Below are 21,486 nucleotides of genomic sequence, written 5' to 3'. Positions count from 1 at the left end.
GAACCAGGACACCAGGAGTACCCCCATGAGCGATCGGCAGCGGCAGCGGCTCGGGGCCGAGTCGGTCACCCTCGCGTACGAGCAGCGGGTCATCGCCCGCGACCTGTCCGTCGAGATCCCCGACCACTCCTTCACCGTCATCGTCGGGCCCAACGCCTGCGGCAAGTCGACCCTGCTGCGCGCGCTGTCCCGGATGCTCAAGCCCACCCAGGGCCGGGTGCTGCTCGACGGGCAGTCCATCCACTCCCTGCCGGCGAAGAAGGTCGCCCGGACCCTCGGCCTGCTGCCGCAGTCCTCGATCGCGCCCGACGGCATCACCGTCGCCGACCTCGTCGCCCGCGGCCGCTACCCCCACCAGGGGCTGCTGCGCCAGTGGTCGCCGGAGGACGAGCGGATCGTCCAGGAGTCGATGGAGTCCACCGGCGTCGCCGAGCTCGCCGACCGCTTCGTCGACGAGCTCTCCGGCGGCCAGCGCCAGCGGGTCTGGATCGCCATGGCCCTCGCCCAGCAGACCCCGCTGCTGCTGCTCGACGAGCCGACGACGTACCTCGACATCCAGCACCAGATCGACGTCCTCGACCTCTGCGCCGAGCTGCACGAGACCCAGGGGCGGACGCTCGTCGCCGTCCTGCACGACCTCAACCACGCGGCCCGGTACGCCACCCACCTCATCGCGGTGCGCGGCGGCGAGGTCGTCGCCGAGGGCCCGCCGTCGGAGGTGGTGACCGCGGAGCTCGTCGAGCGGGTCTTCGGACTGCGCTGCCAGGTCATCGAGGACCCGGAGACGGGCACCCCGCTCGTCGTCCCCGCCGGGCGTCAGGCCCGGGCCAGGCGGTCCGTCCCGGCGCAGGGACCGGCGGACGCCCCGGCGGAAGGCCCGGCGAAGGAGCCCGCCGAGGTCCGGGGGGCCGCGCTACAGAAGTGAGCGCAGCCGCAGCAGGTCGCGGAAGCCGGCCTCCAGGCCGACCCGGCCGGAGGCCCAGGCCTTCGCGAAGTGCAGCCGGCCGTCCACCATCGCGACCAGGTCGTCGCCGGTCATCCTGAGGCGGATCTGGGCCTTCTCCGGCGGCGGCCCCGCCACCGTCGACTCCACGACCATCCGGCCGTCCGCGAGCCGGCCGGTGAAGGTCGTGTCCAGGTCCGTGAGGTGGCAGCTCAGGGTGCGGTCGAGCGCGGCCGCGCCCCGCACCGAGCCGTCCGCCCCCGCGAGGTTCTCCGCCAGCTTGTCGAGTGCCGCGCGGCACTCCGTGATCGTCGCCATCGCCGTCGACCGTACCCCAGGGCTTCGCGGTAGCGTCGTGGCATGAGCGAAGCGATGACGGACGCCGGTACGGATCCGGCGGCGGACGGGCCCGCCGCGGCGGCGCCGCTGGGGGTCGACCGGGAGCCCACCGGGCTGCCGGCCGTCGACGCGCTCCTGGACCGGCTCGCCGAGACCGACCACCTCACGGCGGACGGACACCTCGCGGTGTACGAGGATGTACACCGAGGCCTGCGCGCCGAGCTGACCTCGCTCGACGCGCACCCCGCCTCCGCACCCCGTCCGCACGACCCCAGGAGCTGAACCCAACGTGGCAGGAGTGGCACGCCGCCGACTCGACGCCGAGCTGGTCCGGCGCAAACTCGCCCGCTCGCGCGAGCACGCCGGCCAGCTGATCGCCGCCGGCCGGGTGACCGTCGGCAAGACCGTCGCCACCAAGTCCGCCACGCAGGTCGAGACCGCCGCGGCGATCGTCGTCTCCCAGGACGACTCCGACCCCGACTACGTCTCGCGCGGCGGCCACAAGCTCGCCGGCGCCCTCGCCGCGTTCGTCCCGCTCGGGCTCGTCGTCGAGGGCCGACGGGCGCTCGACGCCGGCGCCTCCACCGGCGGCTTCACCGACGTGCTGCTGCGCGCGGGCGCCGCGCACGTCGTCGCCGTCGACGTCGGCTACGGACAGCTCGCCTGGTCGCTCCAGAGCGACGAGCGGGTCACCGTCAAGGACCGCACCAACGTGCGCGAGTTGACATTGGACGCCATCGACGAAATCCCCGTCGACCTCGTCGTCGGCGACCTCTCCTTCATCCCGCTGGGCCTCGTGCTGCCCGCGCTCGCCGCCTGCACCGCACCCGGTGCCGACCTCGTCCTGATGGTGAAACCCCAGTTCGAAGTGGGTAAGGAGCGGCTCGGCTCGGGCGGCGTCGTGCGCAGCGCCGAGCTGCGCGCCGACGCCGTGAAGAACGTCGCGCGGCAAGCGGCCGAGCTGGGACTCGGCGTGCTCGGCGTCACGGCCAGCCCGTTGCCCGGGCCGTCGGGGAACGTCGAGTACTTTCTGTGGCTGCGGGCCGGCGCGCCCGCACTCGATCCGGCGGATGTCGACCGCGCCGTGGCGGAGGGACCTCGTTGACAGACACAGCGGCACCACAGGCATCACGTACCGTCCTGCTGCTCGCGCACACCGGCCGGCCTGCCGCCGTGCGCAGCGCCGAACTCGTCGTCCTGGGGCTGCTGCGCAGCGGCATCGGCGTCCGCGTCCTGGAGGCGGAGGCGGCGGACCTGCCGCTGCCGCCCTCCGTGGAGCGGATCCCGGACGAGTGCCCCGAGGCGCTCGACGGCTGCGAACTGATCATCGTCCTCGGCGGTGACGGGACGCTGCTGCGGGGCGCCGAGTTCTCCCGCGCCTCCGGCGTGCCCATGCTCGGCGTCAACCTCGGCCGGGTCGGTTTCCTCGCCGAGGCCGAGCGCGACGACCTCGACAAGGTCGTCGACCGGGTCGTCACCAAGGCGTACGAGGTCGAGGAGCGGATGACCCTCGACGTCGCCGTCTACCAGAACGGGGACGTCCTGCACCGCGACTGGGCGCTCAACGAGGCGGCCGTCCAGAAGGTGTCCCCGGAGCGGATGCTGGAGGTCGTCCTCGCGATCGACGGACGCCCGGTGACCGGCTTCGGCTGCGACGGGGTGATCTGCGCGACGCCGACCGGCTCGACCGCGTACGCCTTCTCGGCCGGCGGCCCGGTCGTCTGGCCCGAGGTGGAGGCGCTGCTCATGGTGCCGATCGGGGCGCACGCGCTCTTCGCCAAGCCGCTCGTCACCACCCCCGAATCGGTCCTCGCCGTCGAGGTCGAGCCGCACACCCCGCACGGGGTGCTGTGGTGCGACGGGCGGCGGACCGTCGAGCTGCCGGCCGGCGCCCGGGTCGAGGTCCGGCGCGGCGCCGTCCCCGTCCGGCTCGCCCGGCTCCACCACGCCTCGTTCACCGACCGGCTCGTCGCCAAGTTCGCGCTGCCGGTCTCGGGCTGGCGGGGCGCGCCCCACTGACCACCCGGTGACCACCCCGGCGACCATCCGGGGTGGGGGGTGATGTCGCGTCCCGGCACGGAAACCTCGTATGGTCTGGGGCGTGCTGGAGGAGATGCGGATACGGTCGCTCGGGGTCATCGACGACGCGGTGGTCGAGCTGTCGCCCGGCTTCACCGCGGTGACCGGTGAGACCGGTGCGGGCAAGACCATGGTCGTCACGAGCCTGGGGCTGCTGCTCGGCGGCCGGGCCGACCCGGCCCTCGTACGGATCGGGGCGGGCTCGGCGGTCGTCGAGGGGCGGATCACCCTGCCGCCCGGCGCGCCCGCCGCGCTGCGGGCCCGGGAGGCCGGGGCGGAGCTCGACGAGGGCGCCCTGCTCGTGACCCGCACCGTCTCCGCCGAGGGGCGCTCGCGGGCCCACCTCGGCGGGCGTTCGGTGCCCGTCGGGCTGCTCGCCGAGCTCGCCGACGAACTCGTCGCCGTCCACGGCCAGACCGACCAGCAGGGCCTGCTGAAGCCCGCCCGGCAGCGCGGCGCGCTCGACCGGTACGCCGGCGAGGCCGTCTCCGGTCCGCTCGCCGCCTACGGCGAGGCGTACCGCCGGCTGCGGGCCGTCACCACGGAGCTGGACGAGATCACCACCCGGGCACGTGAGCGAGCCCAGGAGGCGGATCTGCTGCGCTTCGGGCTGGCCGAGATCGAGGCCGTCGCGCCGCGGGCCGGCGAGGACGAGGAGCTGGCCGCCGAGGCCGAGCGGCTCGGGCACGCCGAGGCGCTGGCCTCCGCCGCCGCGCTCGCGCACGCCGCGCTGGCCGGGAACCCGGAGGACCCCGAGTCCGTCGACGCGACCACGCTGGTCGGCGGGGCGGGCCGGGCCCTGGAGGCGGTGCGCGCGCACGACCCGGCGCTCGCCGCGCTCGCCGACCGGGCGGGGGAGATCTCCATCCTCCTCGCCGACGTGGCGCAGGAGCTGGCCGGGTACGCCGACGACCTGGACGCCGATCCGCTGCGGCTCGCCGCGGTCGAGGAGCGGCGGGCCGCGCTCACCCAGCTGACCCGGAAGTACGGCGAGTCCGTCACGGCCGTCCTGGCCTGGGCGGAGGAGAGCGCGGAGCGGCTCGGGGAGCTCGACGGCGACGACGAGCGGATCGGGGAGCTGACCGCCGAGCGGGACCGGCTCCGCGACGAGCTGTCCGTCCTCGCGCAGCGGCTCACCGACGCCCGGGTGGAGGCCGCGGACCGGTTCGCCGGGGCGGTCACCGCCGAGCTGGCCTCGCTCGCCATGCCGCACGCGCGCGTGTCCTTCGACATCCGGCAGACCGACGCGGCCGACGAGGCGAACGGCGTCCGGGTCGACGGGCGGTGGGTCGCGTACGGGCCGTCCGGCGTCGACGAGGTCGAACTGCTGCTCGCCCCGCACCCCGGCGCGCCGCCCCGGCCCATCGCCAAGGGCGCGTCCGGTGGTGAGCTGTCCCGGGTCATGCTCGCCGTCGAGGTGGTCTTCGCCGGGGTCGACCCGGTGCCGACCTATCTCTTCGACGAGGTCGACGCGGGCGTCGGCGGCAAGGCGGCGGTCGAGATCGGCCGCCGGCTCGCCAAGCTGGCCCGCACCGCGCAGGTCGTCGTCGTCACCCACCTGCCGCAGGTGGCCGCCTTCGCCGACCGGCAGCTGCTGGTGGAGAAGACCAACGACGGCTCGGTGACCCGGTCCGGCGTCACCGTCCTGGAGGGCGAGGAGCGGGTCCGCGAGCTCTCCCGCATGCTCGCGGGACAGGAGGACTCCGAGACCGCCCGGGCCCACGCGGAGGAGCTCCTGGCCACGGCCAGGGCGGACGCCTGACGGGCACGGAGGACGACAGGGGCGCGCGGGGTTTCCCCCGCGCGCTCGCTCGGACGGGTGAATCCGTGGGCGGGGCCGTACGACCGGTGCCCGGCGGCGCGGGGAACGTTGCGGTGTCGGTGCCGGAACGTGCGTACGGGTGGCCGCCGGGGCTGGCATCCTTGGGCGCGTGACACAGCTCCGTACGGTCCAAGTGCTGGGCGGCGGCAGCGCGGGCAGCAGCGCTCACGTCAGATCACTTGCCTCGGGGCTGGTGGCCAGGGGCGTCCGGGTGACCGTCTGCGCTCCGGCCGAACTCGACCGCCTCTACGACTACTCCGGGGTCGGGGCGCACGTCGTGCCGCTGCCGCGCCGCAACGACCCGGCGACCGTCGGCGTGCTCCGCAACGCCTGCATCGGCGCCGACGTCGTCCACGCGCACGGACTGCACGCCTCCGTACGGGCCGCGCTCGCCGTCTCCGGCGCCGTCGGGCCCGCCCGCACCCCGCTCGTCACCACCTGGCACGGGCGGCCCTACGCCGACGGGCCCAAGGCCGGACTCGTACGCCTCCTGGAACGGCGGACCGTACGGGCGGCGGCCGTCGTCCTCGGGACCTCCTCCGAACTCGTCGACCGGGCCCGGCGGCGCGGAGCCCGCGACGCGCGGCTCGCCCCCGTCACCGTGCCCGCCGCGCGCGGACCCGTCTGCCTCCACGACGGCAAGGCCCGCGCCGAACTCGGCGCCGTCGACCGGCCGCTGCTCATGGCCGTCGGCGCGCTCGAACCCGGGCGGGGGTACGGGACGCTGCTCGACGCGGCGCGGGAGTGGCGGGAGCTGGAGCCGCAGCCGCTGCTCGTCATCGCCGGCGAGGGGCGGGAACGGGCCGCGCTGCAGCGGCGGATCGTCGCGGAGGGGATCGCCGCGCGGCTCATCGGGCGCCGCGACGACGTCGCCGAACTCCTCGCCGCGGCGGACGTCGCGGTGCTGCCCTCGCGCTGGGAGGCCCGGTCCCTGCTCGCGCAGGAGGCGCTGCGGCTCGGCGTGCCGCTGGTCGCCACGGCGGTCGGCGGCGTACCGGAACTCGTCGGCGACGCGGCGGAACTGGTGCCGTACGGGGACGCGGCGGCGCTCGCGGCGGCGGTGCGGGGGCTCCTGGAGGACGCGGAGCGGCGGATGGACCTCGCGGCGGCGGGACGGGTGCAGGCGGGGACGTGGCCGTCGGAGGACGACACCATCGCGCACGTCCTGAGCGTCTACGACGAACTGGCCGCGACCCGCTGACGCCTCGGCCGGCGGGCCGCGCCCACGGCTCCGCGGGGACTCCCGCGCCGTCGGCTACAGGATGTGGCGGCGGGCCCGTAGCGCGAGGGACAGGGCCAGGACCGTCTGGGGGTCGTCGAGGTCCGTGCCGAGGAGTTCGGAGATGCGGGCCAGGCGGTTGTAGAGGGTCTGGCGGTTGAGGTGGAGTTCGCGGGCCGTCTCCGCCTTGCGGCCCGCGTGCGCCAGGTACGTCTCCAGGGTGGGGAGGAGCGGCGGACGCGAGGCGCGGTCGTGGTCGCGGAGGGGGCCGATCGCGCGGTCGACGAAGGCCGCCAGGTCCGGATGGTCGCGCAGCCGCCACAGCAGCAGGTCGATGTCGAGGCGCCGGGCGTCGTACCAGGGCCGGTCCGTCAGGCCCTGCGCCGCCGTCGCCGTCTCCGACGCGTGCCGCAGGCCGGCCGAGGCCGCGGCCCAGCCGCCGGCCATGCCGACCACGACGACCGGGGGGTGCGCCCCGGCGCCCTCCAGGCCGGCCCGCTCGACGCCGGCCCGCAGCGCCGCCGCGACCCGGTCGGCGACCGCCGTCCGCTCCGACTCCGAGCGCAGGCCCAGGAGGAGCGGGACCCGCCCCTCGACCGGGCGGACGCCCAGGAGGGCGGGGACGCCGACGGAGGACAGCTCCTCGTGGACGGCACGGGCCAGCAGCGCCCAGCTGCCCGAGGGGGACAGCTCGGGGGCGAGGCGCATGACGACCGGGAGCAGCGGGCCCTCGCCCGGCTTGAAGCCGAGGACGCGGGCCTGCGCCGGCGCGTCCTCCGCCGAGATCCGCCCCTCCGCCAGGTCGGTGAGGAAGTCGCCGCGTCCCCGGGCCGCCAGCTCCTCCTCCTGCCGGGCCTGCATGAGGACGACGGCGAGGAGCCCCGCCGCCCGCTCGGCGGCCATCCGGTGGACGGGGGAGAGGGCGCCGGAGACCGCCAGGAGGACGAGACGGGCCCGCACCGAGCCCGTACCGGGGCCACCGCCGGGGACGTCGACGAGGACCGTGCCGGTCGGCGGACCGGACTCGCGGGCGGCGCGCTGGCCGCGCAGCCCGTCCCAGACCTGGAGCGGGTCGGCGGGCCCGGACTCGGTGCCCGCCGCGTACAGGAGCTGTCCCTCGGCGGTCTCCAGGAAGACCGGGTTCGCGGCGAAGTCGGAGAGGATCCGCAGGACCTGGGGCACTCCGCCGCCGCCGAGCAGTGCCTCGGTGCACTGCCGGTGGACCTCCTCGGCCCGCCGCTGGAGCGCGTAGTGGCCGTTGACGATCTCGGTGTGGATCTCCTCCGTGACGGCGACGAAGGGGACCTCGCGGTGGAGCTGCACGAGCGGCAGCCCGGCGGCCCGCGCCGTCTCCACGATCGTCGCCGGCAGGCGGGCGAAGCGCGGGCCGAGCTCGACGACGAGGGCGGCGATGCCGCGGTCGGCGAGGCGGCGGACGAAGGCCCGCTGCTCGGCCGGGCGGGTGCCGAGGCCCAGGCCGGTCGTCAGCAGCAGCTCGCCGCCCTTCAGCAGGGACGCGATGTTGGGCACCTCGCCGGCGTGCACCCAGCGCACGGTCCGCTGGAGCCGGTCCGCCCCGGCGACGACCTCCGGAAGGCCGCTGCGGAGCCCCGGCAGTTCGAGTGCCCGTTGTACGGTGATGCCGCCCTGCGTGTCCATGGGCGGACGGTATCGCCCACCGTGTTTCCCGGACATCACCCGATCGTCAACCGTTCGGACACTTCGTACAAGAGACCGGCAACTCGTCGTGCCGTGGCGGGAATTGTGTGACCACCTGTCGCTTGTGGCCTACATCACTTCCGAGGATGCTCTCGCGCCATGGCAGACACCTCCAGCAAGGGGCAGGCGCCCCGCGTCGACCGGCTCAAGGCGAACTCCGTCGGACTCGTCGGCGTCGTCTTCATGGCCGTGGCCACCGCCGCGCCGATCACCGCGATGACGGGGAACCTCCCCATCGCCGTCGGCCTCGGCAACGGCACCGGCGCGCCCGCCGGCTACCTCTTCGCCACCCTCGTCCTCACCGTCTTCTCCGTCGGCTACGTGGCCATGGCCAAGCGGATCACCGCCGCCGGAGCCTTCTACGGCTACATCTCGCACGGCCTCGGCCGGATCGCCGGCATGGCCTCCGGCATGCTCGCCGTCCTCGCGTACATCGTCTTCGAGGCGTCCATCGTCGGCGTCTTCGCCTACTTCGCGAAGACCACGGTCGCCGACCAGCTCGGCGCCGACCTGCCGTGGATCTACTACGCGGCCGCCATGCTGGCCGTCACCGCCGTCCTGTCGTACTTCGACATCAACCTGACCGCCAAGGCCCTCGGCGTCATGCTCATCGCGGAGATCGCCGTCCTCTTCGCGGTCGCCACCGCCGTCCTCGTCCACGGCGGAGGCCCCGACGGCATCCCCGTCGAGCCGATCAACCCGAAGAACGCCTTCACCGGGGCCTCCGCCGGGCTCGGCCTCTTCTTCGCCTTCTGGTCCTGGGTCGGCTTCGAGTCCACGGCCATGTACGGCGAGGAGTCCCGCGACCCCAAGCGGGTCATCCCCCGCGCCACCCTGATCTCCGTCGTCGGCGTCGGACTCTTCTACATCTACGTCTCGTGGATGGCGATCGCCGGGAACGGCCTCGCCGGCTCCGTGGCGCTCTCCCAGTCCCCCTCCCCGCTCGACCTCTTCTTCGCGCCGACCCGGACCTTCATCGGCGCCTGGGCCGTCGACGCCTTCCAGTGGCTGCTGCTCACCGGCTCCTTCGCCTGCGGCATGGCCTTCCACCAGTGCGCCTCGCGCTACCTCTACGCCATCGGCCGCGAGGGCTTCCTCCACCCGGCCCTCGGCCGCACCCACCCGAAGCACGGCTCCCCGTACCTCGCCTCCTTCGTGCAGAGCGCCATCGCCGTCGTCCTCGTCGGCGCCTTCTGGCTCACCGGCCAGGACCCCTACATCCACCTCTACACGCTGCTCGCGATCCTCGGCACGATGGCGATCCTCATCGTGCAGACGCTCTGCTCCTTCGCCGTCATCGGCTACTTCCGCAGGAACCACCCCGAGGACCGGCACTGGTTCAGGACCCTCACCGCGCCCCTCCTCGGCGGCATCGGCATGACCGCCGTCGTCGTCCTGCTCGTCGTCAACATGGAGACCGCGGCCGGGCCCGCCGCAGGCTCCCTCTTCTTCAAGGCGATCCCGTGGATCGTCGGCGGGGTCTTCCTCGGCGGCCTCGCCCTCGGCCTCTACCTGAAGGCCCGGCGCCCCGAGCGGTACGAGATCATCGGCCGGATCGTCCTGGAGGACGCCGCCGAACGCGACGACGAGCAGGCGGAGCCCGTACCCGCAGCCCACAGCTGACCCCTCATCCCTCCAGGAGCGCCCCATGGCACGCACCCACCCGATGCACCTCCTGAACCGCCTCGCCGCCGACCACGCCGACGCCCGCCGGCTCGGCCTGCCCGTCGACGAGCTGCGCGGCCTGAGGCACGACCCGCTCGGCCGCCGCACCCTCCTCAAGGCCGCCGCCGCGGCCGGGATCGCGGTCTCCGCCGGAGTCGCGGCCGCCCCCGCCGTCGCAGCCGTCCCCGACCCGCCGGTGCGGTCCGACGCCCGGATCGCCGTCGTCGGCGCCGGCATCGCCGGACTCACCGCCGCCCTCACCCTCCAGGACGCGGGCCTCGCCCCCGTCCTCTACGAGGCCGACCCGGCCCGCGTCGGCGGCCGGATGTGGACCCAGCGGAACCACTGGGCCTACGGGCAGACCTCCGAGATCGGCGGCGAGCTCATCGACACCGGCCACAAGAAGATGCTGGAGCTCTGCCGCCGCTTCGACCTCCCCGTCGAGGACTTCCTCGGCGGCGGCCCCAACGGCGCCGAGGAGGTCCTCTGGTTCAACGGCGGCTACTACCCGCGCCACCAGGCCGACGAGGACTTCAACGGCGTCTACCAGGCCCTGCGCCGCGACCTGTCCGAGGCGGGGGAGGTCTTCTGGAACCGGACGACGCCCACCGGCACCGCCCTCGACGACATGTCGGTGTACGAGTGGATCGAGAGCCGCGTCCCCGGCGGGCACGCCTCGCCGCTCGGCCGGTTCATCGACGTCGCCTACAACGTCGAGTACGGCGCCGACACCACCGAACAGTCCTCGCTCGCCCTCGTCCTGCTCATGGGCTACCAGACCAATCCCGGCAACTTCAACATCTGGGGCCTGTCCAACGAGCGCTACCACATCACCGGAGGCAACGACCGGCTCCCGAACGCCATCGCGGCGGCCCTGAACCCCGGCACCCTCCGGAGGGGCTTCACCCTCCAGGCCGTACGGGCCAACGCCGACGGCACCCAGACGCTGACCTTCGCCGAGGGCGGCGCCACCCGGACCGTCACCGCCGACCACACCGTCCTGTGCGTCCCGCTGCCGGTCCTCCAGCGGCTCGACCTCACCCGGGCCGGCTTCGACCCGCTCATGACGAACCTGCTCCGGGACGCCCGCATGGGCCACTGCACCAAGCTCAACATGCAGTTCGGCACCCGCCCCTGGCGCGGCACCGGACCCTGGCCGGGGGTCTCCGCCGGCGACTGCTTCACCGACCTGGACATCCAGCAGACCTGGGACACCACCAAGATCCAGGGCGGCACCGGCGGCATCCTCATCCAGTACAACGGCGGCAGCCTCGCCCGGAACCTGAACCCCGCCGGACCCTTCTCCACCGAGGCCGACCCGTACGTGCGCGGCCTCGTGAGCCGCTACCTCGCCGGCGTCGACGCCTTCTTCCCCGGCACCTCACGGGCCTGGAACGGCCGCGCCCAGCTCTCCGCCTGGCACGAGAACCCGAACGCGCTCGGCGCCTACTCCTGCTGGCCGGTGGGCTACCTCCACCGGTACGCGGGGTACGAGGGCACCGCCCAGGGCAACGTCCACATCGGCGGCGAGCACTGCTCCTACGACTTCCAGGGCTTCATGGAGGGCGGCGCCACCGAGGGCGAGCGCGCCGCGCGGGAGGTGATCGACGCCCTGCGGTAGGGGTCAGGCCGCCGGCCGGATGTTGTGGTTGTGGCGGAAGACGTTGTCGGGGTCGAAGGCCGCCTTCACGGCGGCGAGCCGGGGGACGTTCTCCTCGCCGAACCCGGCGACGACCCGCTGCTCGCCCTCCGCGCCGATGAAGTTGAGGTACACGGCGTCCGTGGTCCACGGCCGCATGTCCGCGCGGACGTCGTGCACCCACTGCACCGCCCGCCCGTCGTACGCCGGGTCCTCCCAGGTCGCGAACGGGTGCACCACCCACGGCGCGGTCCGCCACGGCAGCGGATAGCCGGACGGGCCGGACGCCACCGCCCCGCCCATCATGAAGAGCACGTGCTGGGTCGCCGTCCCGGCCGGGATCCGCTCGCCGCGCGAACAGAAGACGTCCACGGCCTCCTCGGGGAAGCCGCTCAGATACTCCGCCGACCAGTAGTTCCGCAGCCCCGGCGGGTCGTCCATCATGGACTGGAGCTCCGCGTACGGGATGTCGGCGACGAGCTCCACCACCGGCCGCAGCGCGAGCAGCGGCTCGGCGGCCTCGCGGGCCCGGGACACCGGCCCCGCGCACGTCACCAGGGCGCCGCACACCAGCTGCCCCACCAGGTGCTCGGGCACGTACGGCTCCGGCGGGGCCGGGAAGTAGATGACCCCGCCGCCGATCTCGTCCGGCGCCCACTGCGCCAGCCGGCGGTAGGCGTCCACGACCTCGTGGCCGGACCGGGGCGGGAAGAGCATCAGTGCCACGCTCATGTGCGGCAGCTCGTGCAGCCGCAGCGTCAGCGAGGTCGCCACGCCGAAATTGCCGCCGCCGCCGTGCAGCGCCCAGAACAGCTCCGGGTTCTCCTCGTCGCTCGCCACCACGTGCCTGCCCTCGGCCGTGATCAGCTCGACGGCGAGCAGGTTGTCGCTGGCCAGGCCGAACTTCCGCTCCAGCCAGCCGGAGCCGCCGCCGAGCGCGAAGCCGCCGACACCGGTCGTGGAGACCCGCCCGCCGGTCGTCGCCAGACCGAACGGCTGGGTCGCGCGGTCCAGGTGGCTCATGAGCGCCCCGCCCTCGACCCGCACCGTCAGGTGCTCCGGGTCCGCGACCACCGCGTGCATCCGGCGCAGGTCGACCACGAGCGCTCCGTCGACGACGGAGACCCCGGCGACGCTGTGGCCGCCGCCGCGCACCGCGATCGGCAGCCCGGTCTCCCGGCCGAAGAGGATCGCGTTGGCCACGTCGGCCTGGGTCTCGCACTGGGCGATGACCGCCGGACGGCGGTCGATCATCCCGTTGTGGACGGCCCTGGCCTCGTCGTAGCCCGGATCGCCGGGCACGTACACCTCACCGGCCAGATCCTCGCGGAGTCCGGTCAGGGCGCTCGGCGGAACGGTGGTGTGGGGAGCCATGGCCGCCCCCCTTTCGGTACGGGGGCCAGAACACCTCTCATCGTAGGTCCGGGCCCCCGGGGCCGCCGCTCAGCCGCCGTACGCGCCGCTCGCCGTCAGCCGCAGCGCCGTGTCGATCAGCGGGACGTGGCTGAACGCCTGCGGGAAGTTGCCGACCTGCCGCTGGAGCCGGGGGTCCCACTCCTCGGCGAGCAGCCCCAGGTCGTTGCGGAGCGCGAGCAGCTTCTCGAAGAGGGTGCGGGCCTCGTCGACCCGGCCGATCATCGCCAGGTCGTCGGCGAGCCAGAACGAGCAGGCGAGGAACGCGCCCTCGTCGCCCTCCAGGCCGTCGACGCCCGCCTCCTCGCCGGCTGTCGGATAGCGCAGCACGAAGCCGTCCTCGGTGGACAGCTCCCGCTGGATCGCCTCGATCGTGCCGATCACCCGCTTGTCGTCCGGCGGCAGGAAGCCCATCTGCGGGATCAGCAGCAGCGAGGCGTCCAGCTCCTTGGAGCCGTACGACTGGGTGAAGGTGTTCCGCTCCTTGTCGTAGCCCTTCTCGCAGACGTCCCGGTGGATCTCGTCGCGCAGCTCCCGCCAGCGCTCCAGCGGGCCCTCCGCGTCCCCGGACTCGATCAGCTTGATCGTGCGGTCGACCGCCACCCAGGCCATCACCTTGGAGTGGGTGAAGTGCCGGCGCGGGCCGCGGACCTCCCAGATGCCCTCGTCGGGCTGGTCCCAGTGGGTCTCCAGGTAGTTGATCAGCTTGATCTGGAGCAGGGAGGCGTAGTCGTTGCGGGACAGGCCCGTCATGTGCGCCAGGTGGAGCGCCTCAGCGACCTCGCCGTAGACGTCCAGCTGGAGCTGGTTCGCCGCGCCGTTGCCGACCCGGACCGGGCCGGAGTTCTCGTACCCCGGCAGCCAGTCCAGCTCCGCCTCGCCGAGCTCCCGCTCGCCCGCGATGCCGTACATGATCTGCAGGTTCTCCGGGTCGCCCGCGACCGCGCGGAGCAGCCAGTCCCGCCAGGCCCGGGCCTCGTCGCGGTAGCCGGTGCGCAGCAGCGAGGAGAGGGTGATGGCCGCGTCCCGCAGCCAGGTGTAGCGGTAGTCCCAGTTCCGTACGCCGCCGATCTCCTCGGGCAGCGAGGTCGTCGGCGCGGCGACGATCCCGCCGGTCGGCGCGTACGTCAGCGCCTTCAGGGTGATCAGCGAGCGGACCACGGCCTCCCGGTAGGGGCCGTGGTAGGTGCAGTGCTCCACCCAGTCGCGCCAGAAGTCGGCGGTCGCCTCCAGGGAGCCCTCCGGGTCCGGCAGCGCCGGCGGCTCCTTGTGCGAGGGCTGCCAGGAGAGGGTGAAGGTGATCCGGTCGCCGGGGGTGACGGTGAACTCGGAGTAGGTGGTGAGGTCCTCGCCGTGGGTCTCGGCGTCGGTGTCCAACCAGACGGAGTCCGGTCCGGCGACGGCCACCGTCCGCTCGCCGACCTTGTGGACCCAGGGGACGATCCGGCCGTAGCTGAACCGCATCCGCAGCGCCGAGCGCATCCGCACCCGGCCGCTGATCCCCTCCACGATCCGGACCAGCTGGGGCGCGCCGTCGCGCGGCGGCATGAAGTCGGTCACCCGGACCGTGCCGCGCGGGGTGTCCCACTCGGACTCCAGGATCAGCGAGTCGCCCCGGTAGCGGCGGCGGTCGGCGGGGGCGGCTTCGGCGTCGGCGGGGCCGGCCGGGCCCACTCTCCAGAAGCCGTGCTCCTCGGTGCCGAGCAGCCCCGCGAAGACCGCGTGCGAGTCGAAGCGGGGGAGGCAGAGCCAGTCGACACTGCCGTCCCGGCAGACCAGCGCCGCGGTCTGCATGTCTCCGATGAGTGCGTAATCCTCGATACGCCCGGCCACGTGCTTCACTCCAGTCGAACGGCCTGTCCGCCCCTCGGGGCGCGTGCAGCAGATGTTGCGAGTTGCGAGAGGTGCCCGCGGTGCCAGTGTGCGGGATGGCCGGCTCCGGCAGCGGATCGAGGGGAAGCGACACGGCCTCCCGGTCCGGTTCCACGGGCGGGGGTGGTGCCGTCGGCCGGCCGCCCGGCGACGAGGCCGGGCGGGATGCTCCGCACAGTAGTGACCGTGGTGATCACCTGTGTAACGCGCTGCTCCACACGGGTGAACAGCTGCTTTCGATACGCCCCCGGAGCCCCGCCGGGCGCCCCCTGAGGCCCCGAGAAGGCCCGTCCCACCCGGTCGGAGGGCGTGCCGCCCGTGTGGCCGGAAGCGGTCTCCTGCTGTCACTGATACCCTGGTACCCCGTGGACCGGTGGGAAACGGCGCCAGCCGAAACCCCCGAAACCGCAGCGACGGCACCCCCGATTCTTCCGGAGGACCTGCCGCTTCGCACCTCCAGAACGCGACCACGGGAGCCCCCTCTTGGCGATGCCGCCCAACACCACGACGACCAAGCACATCTTCGTCACCGGGGGTGTCGCCTCCTCCCTCGGCAAGGGCCTCACCGCCTCCAGCCTGGGTGCGCTCCTCAAGGCCCGGGGCCTGCGGGTCACGATGCAGAAGCTCGACCCGTACCTCAACGTCGACCCGGGCACGATGAACCCCTTCCAGCACGGTGAGGTGTTCGTCACCAACGACGGCGCCGAGACCGACCTGGACATCGGCCACTACGAGCGCTTCCTCGACGTCGACCTCGACGGCTCGGCCAACGTCACCACCGGCCAGGTCTACTCGCAGGTCATCGCCAAGGAGCGGCGCGGCGAGTACCTCGGCGACACCGTGCAGGTCATCCCGCACATCACCAACGAGATCAAGTCGCGGATCCGCCGCATGGCCACCGACGACGTCGACGTCGTCATCACCGAGGTCGGCGGCACCGTCGGCGACATCGAGTCGCTGCCCTTCCTGGAGACCGTCCGCCAGGTCCGCCACGAGGTCGGCCGCGACAACGTCTTCGTCGTGCACATCTCGCTGCTGCCCTACATCGGCCCCTCCGGCGAGCTGAAGACCAAGCCGACCCAGCACTCGGTCGCCGCCCTGCGCAACATCGGCATCCAGCCCGACGCGATCGTGCTGCGCGCCGACCGCGAGGTCCCCACCGCCATCAAGCGCAAGATCTCGCTGATGTGCGACGTCGACGAGGCCGCGGTCGTCGCCGCCATCGACGCCCCGTCGATCTACGACATCCCGAAGGTGCTGCACACCGAGGGCCTCGACGCCTACGTCGTCCGCAAGCTCGACCTGCCCTTCCGCGACGTGGACTGGACCGTCTGGGAGGACCTCCTGGACCGCGTCCACAACCCCGACCACGAGGTCACCGTCGCGCTCGTCGGCAAGTACATCGACCTGCCGGACGCCTACCTGTCGGTGACCGAGGCCATGCGCGCCGGCGGCTTCGCCAACAAGGCGCGGGTCAAGGTCAAGTGGGTCACCTCCGACGACTGCAAGACCCAGGCCGGTGCCGAGAAGCAGCTCGGCGACTGCGACGCCATCCTCATCCCCGGCGGCTTCGGCGACCGCGGCGTCTCCGGCAAGGTCGGCGCCATCCAGTACGCCCGTGAGCACAAGGTGCCGCTGCTCGGCATCTGCCTGGGCCTGCAGTGCATCGTCATCGAGGCGGCCCGGAACCTGGCGGGCATCCCCGAGGCGAACTCCACCGAGTTCGACCCGGCCACCGCGCACCCCGTCGTCTCCACGATGGAGGAGCAGCTCGCCTACGTGGAGGGCGCCGGCGACCTGGGCGGAACGATGCGCCTGGGCCTCTACCCGGCGAAGCTCGCCGAGGGCTCGGTCGTCCGCGAGACCTACGACGGCGAGCCGTACGTCGAGGAGCGCCACCGTCACCGCTACGAGGTGAACAACGCGTACCGCGCCGAGCTGGAGAAGAAGGCCGGTCTGGTCTTCTCCGGCACCTCCCCGGACAACAAGCTCGTCGAGTTCGTCGAGTACCCGAAGGAGATCCACCCCTACCTGGTCGCCACCCAGGCGCACCCGGAGCTGAAGTCCCGCCCGACCCGCCCGCACCCGCTCTTCGCGGGCCTGGTGAAGGCGGCCGTCGAGCGCAAGACCGGCAAGAAGTAGCCAGGCGTTAACGTTGCCGGGGTACGGGTCCTGACGGGCCGGTACCCCGGTTTTCGTATGTGGTTCGGGTACGGGAGGACAGAGATGAAGGTGCAGGACACCCCGGAGGAGTGGCGCGTCGCCGCCACCACCACCCCCTTCACGGGAAACAAGACGAGTGTCCGCACGGACGACGTGGTCATGCCGGACGGCTCGGTCGCCCGCCGCGACTACCAGGTCCACCCCGGCTCCGTCGCCGTGCTCGCCCTGGACGACCAGGACCGGGTGCTCGTGCTGCGGCAGTACCGCCACCCGGTGCGGCAGAAGCTGTGGGAGATCCCGGCCGGCCTGCTCGACGTGCCCGGGGAGAACCCGCTGCGCGCCGCGCAGCGCGAGCTGTACGAGGAGGCGTACGCCAAGGCGGGGGAGTGGCGGGTCCTCACGGACGTCTACACCACCCCGGGCGGCTGCGACGAGGCCGTACGGATCTTCCTGGCCCGGGATCTCGCCGAGGCGGAGGGGGAGCGGTACGCGGTCTCCGAGGAGGAGGCGGACATGGAGGTGGCGCGGGTCCCGCTCGCCGACCTCGTGCGCGGGGTCCTCGCCGGCGAGCTCCACAACAACTGCCTGGTGGTGGGGGTGCTGGCGCTGGTCGCGGCGCGTGCGGGCGACGGTGTCGACGCGCTCCGCCCCGCCGACGCGCCGTGGCCCGCGAGGCCGTTCGAGAAGTAGGGCCTCCGCCGCGTTCCGCGCCCCGTTGTGGGCAGGCGTTCCGCAGGGGCGGAACGGGTGGGCACAACGGGACGGCGCCCTTGCCGGCGCCAGAGGCTTCCGGGCCTGAACCCGCACCGGGACCGCGCCGCACTCGTGGTGCGGGTCCAGGCGCGGGACGCGGAGGCCCCGCTGGGGGCGCCGTCCCGTGTGCCCACCCTCCCCCAAGCTCTCGGCTTCGCTCGAGCAGGGGGGACCCCCACGCCCCTGGCGGAACGCATGCCCACAACGGGGGCCGGCCGGTGTGACTGTCGGCTGATCCGATCGGGGGATGCGTCCGCCGCGCTCCGCGGGGTCGGCACCAGGGGCTGAACTACGCTCGTACACGCCCGTGCGGAGTCCCTCGCGGGGATCGGCTCGTGCGCAGGTGGACGGGAGTGTGGCCCGTGACGGATCAGGCGGTGGCAGCGGCCGGCAGCCGGCAGTTCTACGGCCGGCAGCGGGAGTTGAAGGCCCTCCGCGCCGACATCGAGCGGACCGGTCTGGACACCCTCACCGGCCGCAAGGAGCCCCGCGCCCGTGTCCTCCTCGTCGCCGGCCGGCCCGGCTCCGGGCGGACCTCGCTCGCCGAGGAGCTCATCGCCTCGGTCGCCGCGCGCTACCCCGACGGGGTCTACCGGGCGCGGCTCACCGAGCCCGGCGGGGAGCCCGTCCCCACCGCCAGGGCCGCCCGCGAACTGCTGCGCGACCTCGGGGTCGCCGAGCCGCCCGGCGCCGCCGAGGACGAGCTGACCGAGCTGGTCCGCGAGGCGCTCGGCACGCGCCGGGCGATCCTCCTGCTGGACGACGCCGTCGACGCCGAGCAGGCCGACCCGCTGCTCCCGGACAACCCCGACGCCCTCGTCGTCGCCGTGGCGCGGGGGCCGCTCACCGGCATCCCGGACGTCCGCCCCTGCACCCTCGGCGGGCTCGACCCGAAGTCGGCCATCGAGCTGCTGACCTCCGCCACCGGCTCGGTCCGCATCACCGTCGACCCGCAGGCCGCCGAGGCGCTGGTCGAGGAGTGCGGCGGACTGCCCGCCGCGGTGGTCCTCGCCGGCGGCTGGCTGGCCGGCCGGCCCGAGACCTCCGTCGCCGACCTCGCCAAGCGGCTGCGCGGCCTGAGCGGCGACTCCCTCACCCGTACCTTCCTCCTGGCCCACCAGGCACTGCCCCAGCCGGCCGCCCGGATACTGCGTTTCCTGGCGCTCGCCCCGCTCGGCCGGGCCGACGCCCACACCGCCTCCGCCCTGGCCGGCTGCTCGGTCTCTGCGGCGGCGACCACGCTCGCGGACTTCGCCCGGCTCGGCCTGGTGGCCGAGACCGCCGACGGGCGGTACGAGGTCCCCGGCCATCTCGTCCCCCTCCTTCGCGCCCAGCTGGAGGAGCGCGACCGGCCCGCCGAGGTGCAGCTCGCCCGGGCCCGGATGCTGGAGCGGACCGTACGGCTCCTCCAGTCCTGCCGTGCGGTCACCGAACCCGAGGGCTCCCCGGCCCGCCGCAGGCTCGCCGGTCTGCCGCGCGCCCTGCGCTTCCCCACCCCCGAGGAGGCCGCCGACTGGCTGGCCTCCCGCCGCACCGAGCTGCTCGCCTGCGCCCGGCTCGCGGTCGCCGACGGCGAGCTGGACACCCTCGCCCGCCGGCTCATCGCCTCCCTGGTGCGGGCGCTGACCGCGCACCGCGGGGCCGAGGCGGCCGCCCCCGACCTCTACGGGCTGCACCGGCTCGTCCTGGACGTCGCCGAGCGGCGCGGACTCCACCGCGAGCGGGCCGCCGCCCTGCTCAACCTCGGCGACCTCGATGCCAAGACGGGCCGCACGAAGGACGCCCTGCTGCGATATCGGTTGGCATGGGAGGTCGGAAGGCAGGCAAATGATCCGTACGCCACCGGTCGCGCAATGGAATCCGTAGGTGGCAGCTATCAGGAGCTCGGCGACTGGCAGCGGGCCGGCGACTGGTACGGCCGCGCCCTGGCCCAGCGCCTCGCCCATGACGAGCGGGCCGACCAGGCCCGCCTGTACGCCCGCCTCGGAGCCGTGCAGACCTACGCCGGGAGGTACGGGGAGGCGCTGCGGCACTGGCGGGCGGCAGCGGCCGGCTACCGCAGGCTCGGCGATCTCCCGGGCCACGCGCGGGCGTTGAGCGAGGCGGCCCGGGTACAGGAGTACGCCGGACGCCCCGAGGAGTCGCTGCGGACCTGCGAGGAGGCGGTCGAGTGGGCCCGTCGCGCGCGGGACACCCGACTCCAGGCGGCGCTCCAGCTGCGGCTCGCCGACACCCTGGACCGGCTCGGCGACCCGGCCGCGGCGCGGCTGCACCGGGCCGCGGCGGACCGTCTTCTGGAAACCGACCGCTGCGCCTACGAAATCCGCAGTGGGTCTGCGGAAGATTAGTACTTTGAAAGGCTAGACAGCGGGAACTCCTTCATTAGACTGGTTCCGCCGCGTTCGAACGTGGTCTGCTCCGGTGTGCCGCAGTGCATCCGGGTATGTATCGCAGTGCACCAGTTATCCCCCCGATTCAAGGACCGTGATCGACGATGAAGGTCGGCATCCCCCGCGAGGTCAAGAACAACGAGTTCCGCGTGGCCATCACCCCCGCCGGTGTCCACGAGCTCGTCCGCAACGGCCACCAGGTCTTCATCGAGCAGAACGCCGGCGTCGGCTCCTCGATCACGGACGAGGAGTACGTCGCCGCGGGCGCCGGGATCCTCGCCACCGCCGACGAGGTCTGGGCCACCGCCGACCTGCTCCTCAAGGTCAAGGAGCCGATCGCGGAGGAGTACCACCGTCTCCGCAAGGACCAGACGCTCTTCACCTACCTGCACCTCGCGGCCTCCAAGGAGTGCACGGACGCCCTCCTGGAGTCCGGCACCACCGCCATCGCCTACGAGACGGTCGAGACCGCGAACCGCGCGCTCCCGCTGCTCGCCCCGATGTCCGAGGTCGCGGGCCGCCTGGCCCCGCAGGTCGGCGCCTACCACCTGATGCGCTCGGCCGGCGGCCGCGGCGTCCTGCCCGGCGGCGTCCCCGGCACCCACGCCGGCAAGGCCGTCGTCATCGGCGGCGGCGTCTCCGGCTGGAACGCCGTGCAGATCGCCGTCGGCATGGGCTTCCACGTGACCCTGCTCGACCGTGACATCAACAAGCTCCGCGAGGCCGACAAGATCTTCGGCACCAAGGTGCAGACCGTCGTCTCCAACGCCTTCGAGCTGGAGAAGGCCGTCGTCGAGGCCGACCTCGTCATCGGCGCCGTCCTCATCCCGGGCGCCAAGGCCCCGAAGCTGGTCACCAACGAGCTCGTCGCCAAGATGAAGCCCGGAAGTGTCCTTGTCGACATCGCGATCGACCAGGGCGGCTGCTTCGAGGACTCGCACCCGACCACCCACGCCGAGCCGACCTTCCAGGTCCACAACTCGGTCTTCTACTGCGTCGCCAACATGCCCGGCGCGGTCCCGAACACCTCCACCTACGCGCTCACCAACGCCACGCTGCCCTACATCGTGTCGCTGGCGAACAACGGCTGGGTCGAGGCGCTGCGCCGCGACGCCGCCCTCGCCCTGGGCCTCAACACCCATGACGGCAAGGTGGTTTACAAGGAGGTCGCCGAGGCGCACGGCTACGAGCACGTCGAGCTGAGCACCCTCGTCGGCTGACCCAGGAGCCGCCCTCGCGAGGGCTCCGGCGGCGGCCCCGTCAACGCCCGCCGTCAATGTCACGCACCCGGCCGGACCTTGTTCGACAAGGTCCGGCCGGCTGTGTCTCCGGCCACGCCAAAACGTTCGGTCAACTCGCCTCGAACGTAACCCTTTAACCGTTTCGCACACCCCTGAAACGTGTGGATGCGTGGTCGCGCACCCTTGACAGAGCCGTGTTCGGTTGCCGACACATCGGGCCGGGTCCGGG

General features: G+C 73.4%; 16 protein-coding genes. 12 read left to right on the top strand and 4 right to left on the bottom strand.

The annotated features are described in order from the left end of the window. Positions 1–25 precede the first annotated feature (25 nt). A complete protein-coding gene (locus ABZ621_RS34530) occupies positions 26–925 on the top strand; it encodes an ABC transporter ATP-binding protein (RefSeq protein WP_360610662.1) in 900 nt (299 codons plus the stop codon). On the opposite strand, the gene ABZ621_RS34525 is transcribed toward ABZ621_RS34530, so the two are convergent. Further along, a complete protein-coding gene (locus tag ABZ621_RS34525) occupies positions 914–1,261 on the bottom strand; it encodes an SCP2 sterol-binding domain-containing protein (RefSeq protein WP_360610660.1) in 348 nt (115 codons plus the stop codon). The two genes, ABZ621_RS34530 and ABZ621_RS34525, sit on opposite strands and share 12 nt — an antisense overlap. Positions 1,262–1,303: 42 nt before the next feature. Here ABZ621_RS34525 and ABZ621_RS34520 point away from each other — a divergent pair, with 42 nt between their 5' ends. The 5 genes from ABZ621_RS34520 to ABZ621_RS34500 all read left to right on the top strand — a co-directional run bounded on the left by ABZ621_RS34520 (position 1,304) and on the right by ABZ621_RS34500 (position 6,384). After that, positions 1,304–1,564, top strand: a complete 261-nt coding sequence (locus ABZ621_RS34520) for a hypothetical protein (RefSeq protein ID WP_360610659.1) — start codon at positions 1,304–1,306, stop codon at positions 1,562–1,564. A gap of 7 nt (positions 1,565–1,571) precedes the next feature. Next, positions 1,572–2,387, top strand: a complete 816-nt coding sequence (locus tag ABZ621_RS34515; RefSeq protein WP_360610657.1) for a TlyA family RNA methyltransferase — start codon at positions 1,572–1,574, stop codon at positions 2,385–2,387. Next, positions 2,384–3,301, top strand: a complete 918-nt coding sequence (locus tag ABZ621_RS34510) for an NAD kinase (RefSeq protein WP_360610655.1) — start codon at positions 2,384–2,386, stop codon at positions 3,299–3,301. The genes ABZ621_RS34515 and ABZ621_RS34510 overlap by 4 nt, the downstream gene beginning before the upstream one ends. A gap of 70 nt (positions 3,302–3,371) precedes the next feature. Further along, on the top strand, positions 3,372–5,123 hold the full coding sequence (recN, locus tag ABZ621_RS34505) for a DNA repair protein RecN (protein ID WP_360610653.1): 1,752 nt from the start codon (positions 3,372–3,374) through the stop codon (positions 5,121–5,123). A gap of 169 nt (positions 5,124–5,292) precedes the next feature. Then, complete coding sequence (locus ABZ621_RS34500) at positions 5,293–6,384, top strand: glycosyltransferase family 4 protein (protein ID WP_360610651.1); 1,092 nt, start codon at positions 5,293–5,295, stop codon at positions 6,382–6,384. A gap of 54 nt (positions 6,385–6,438) precedes the next feature. Here the strand turns inward: ABZ621_RS34500 and ABZ621_RS34495 are convergent, their stop codons facing one another. Next, positions 6,439–8,061: a PucR family transcriptional regulator gene (locus tag ABZ621_RS34495; RefSeq protein ID WP_360610650.1), complete on the bottom strand. Its 1,623-nt coding sequence runs from the start codon at positions 8,059–8,061 to the stop codon at positions 6,439–6,441. Positions 8,062–8,220: 159 nt separating this feature from the next. Here ABZ621_RS34495 and ABZ621_RS34490 point away from each other — a divergent pair, with 159 nt between their 5' ends. After that, entirely contained in the window at positions 8,221–9,744 is a 1,524-nt protein-coding gene (locus ABZ621_RS34490) for an APC family permease (protein WP_360610648.1), read from the top strand. 25 nt (positions 9,745–9,769) lie between these two features. Then, complete coding sequence (locus ABZ621_RS34485; RefSeq protein ID WP_360610646.1) at positions 9,770–11,407, top strand: NAD(P)/FAD-dependent oxidoreductase; 1,638 nt, start codon at positions 9,770–9,772, stop codon at positions 11,405–11,407. A 3-nt stretch (positions 11,408–11,410) separates the two neighbouring features. Here ABZ621_RS34485 and ABZ621_RS34480 read toward each other — a convergent pair whose 3' ends face one another. Then, positions 11,411–12,799: an FAD-binding oxidoreductase gene (locus tag ABZ621_RS34480; protein ID WP_360610645.1), complete on the bottom strand. Its 1,389-nt coding sequence runs from the start codon at positions 12,797–12,799 to the stop codon at positions 11,411–11,413. Positions 12,800–12,868: 69 nt separating this feature from the next. Next, a complete protein-coding gene (locus ABZ621_RS34475) occupies positions 12,869–14,632 on the bottom strand; it encodes a glycoside hydrolase family 15 protein (protein WP_360610643.1) in 1,764 nt (587 codons plus the stop codon). Positions 14,633–15,199: 567 nt separating this feature from the next. Between ABZ621_RS34475 and ABZ621_RS34470 the strand changes: the two genes are divergently transcribed. The 4 genes from ABZ621_RS34470 to ald all read left to right on the top strand — a co-directional run bounded on the left by ABZ621_RS34470 (position 15,200) and on the right by ald (position 21,236). Then, the gene (locus ABZ621_RS34470) at positions 15,200–16,852 is read left to right on the top strand and encodes a CTP synthase (RefSeq protein ID WP_360610641.1); all 1,653 of its coding nucleotides are present in this window, start codon (positions 15,200–15,202) and stop codon (positions 16,850–16,852) included. An 84-nt stretch (positions 16,853–16,936) separates the two neighbouring features. Then, positions 16,937–17,563, top strand: coding sequence for an NUDIX hydrolase (locus tag ABZ621_RS34465; protein WP_360610640.1), 627 nt, complete (start codon positions 16,937–16,939; stop codon positions 17,561–17,563). Positions 17,564–17,988: 425 nt separating this feature from the next. Next, positions 17,989–19,974, top strand: a complete 1,986-nt coding sequence (locus tag ABZ621_RS34460; RefSeq protein ID WP_360610638.1) for an NB-ARC domain-containing protein — start codon at positions 17,989–17,991, stop codon at positions 19,972–19,974. Between the two features lie 146 nt (positions 19,975–20,120). Then, entirely contained in the window at positions 20,121–21,236 is a 1,116-nt protein-coding gene (gene ald / locus ABZ621_RS34455; protein ID WP_360610636.1) for an alanine dehydrogenase, read from the top strand. Positions 21,237–21,486: the final 250 nt, after the last annotated feature.

The organism is Streptomyces sp. NPDC007863 (genome assembly GCF_040633895.1).
Classification (GTDB): Bacteria; Actinomycetota; Actinomycetes; order Streptomycetales; family Streptomycetaceae; genus Streptomyces.
This window is presented reverse-complemented; position numbering and strand designations above follow the sequence as displayed.

What these genes read in the sequence shown, in the direction of transcription:
- ABZ621_RS34530 (WP_360610662.1), top strand. Translation starts at nt 26, where the DNA reads ATGAGCGATCGGCAGCGGCAGCGGCTCGGGGCCGAGTCGGTCACCCTC.
- ABZ621_RS34525 (WP_360610660.1), bottom strand. Translation starts at nt 1,261, where the DNA reads ATGGCGACGATCACGGAGTGCCGCGCGGCACTCGACAAGCTGGCGGAG.
- ABZ621_RS34520 (WP_360610659.1), top strand. Translation starts at nt 1,304, where the DNA reads ATGAGCGAAGCGATGACGGACGCCGGTACGGATCCGGCGGCGGACGGG.
- recN (WP_360610653.1), top strand. Translation starts at nt 3,372, where the DNA reads ATGGTCTGGGGCGTGCTGGAGGAGATGCGGATACGGTCGCTCGGGGTC.
- ABZ621_RS34495 (WP_360610650.1), bottom strand. Translation starts at nt 8,061, where the DNA reads ATGGACACGCAGGGCGGCATCACCGTACAACGGGCACTCGAACTGCCG.
- ABZ621_RS34490 (WP_360610648.1), top strand. Translation starts at nt 8,221, where the DNA reads ATGGCAGACACCTCCAGCAAGGGGCAGGCGCCCCGCGTCGACCGGCTC.
- ABZ621_RS34485 (WP_360610646.1), top strand. Translation starts at nt 9,770, where the DNA reads ATGGCACGCACCCACCCGATGCACCTCCTGAACCGCCTCGCCGCCGAC.
- ABZ621_RS34480 (WP_360610645.1), bottom strand. Translation starts at nt 12,799, where the DNA reads ATGGCTCCCCACACCACCGTTCCGCCGAGCGCCCTGACCGGACTCCGC.
- ABZ621_RS34475 (WP_360610643.1), bottom strand. Translation starts at nt 14,632, where the DNA reads ATGCAGACCGCGGCGCTGGTCTGCCGGGACGGCAGTGTCGACTGGCTC.
- ABZ621_RS34470 (WP_360610641.1), top strand. Translation starts at nt 15,200, where the DNA reads ATGCCGCCCAACACCACGACGACCAAGCACATCTTCGTCACCGGGGGT.
- ABZ621_RS34465 (WP_360610640.1), top strand. Translation starts at nt 16,937, where the DNA reads ATGAAGGTGCAGGACACCCCGGAGGAGTGGCGCGTCGCCGCCACCACC.
- ald (WP_360610636.1), top strand. Translation starts at nt 20,121, where the DNA reads ATGAAGGTCGGCATCCCCCGCGAGGTCAAGAACAACGAGTTCCGCGTG.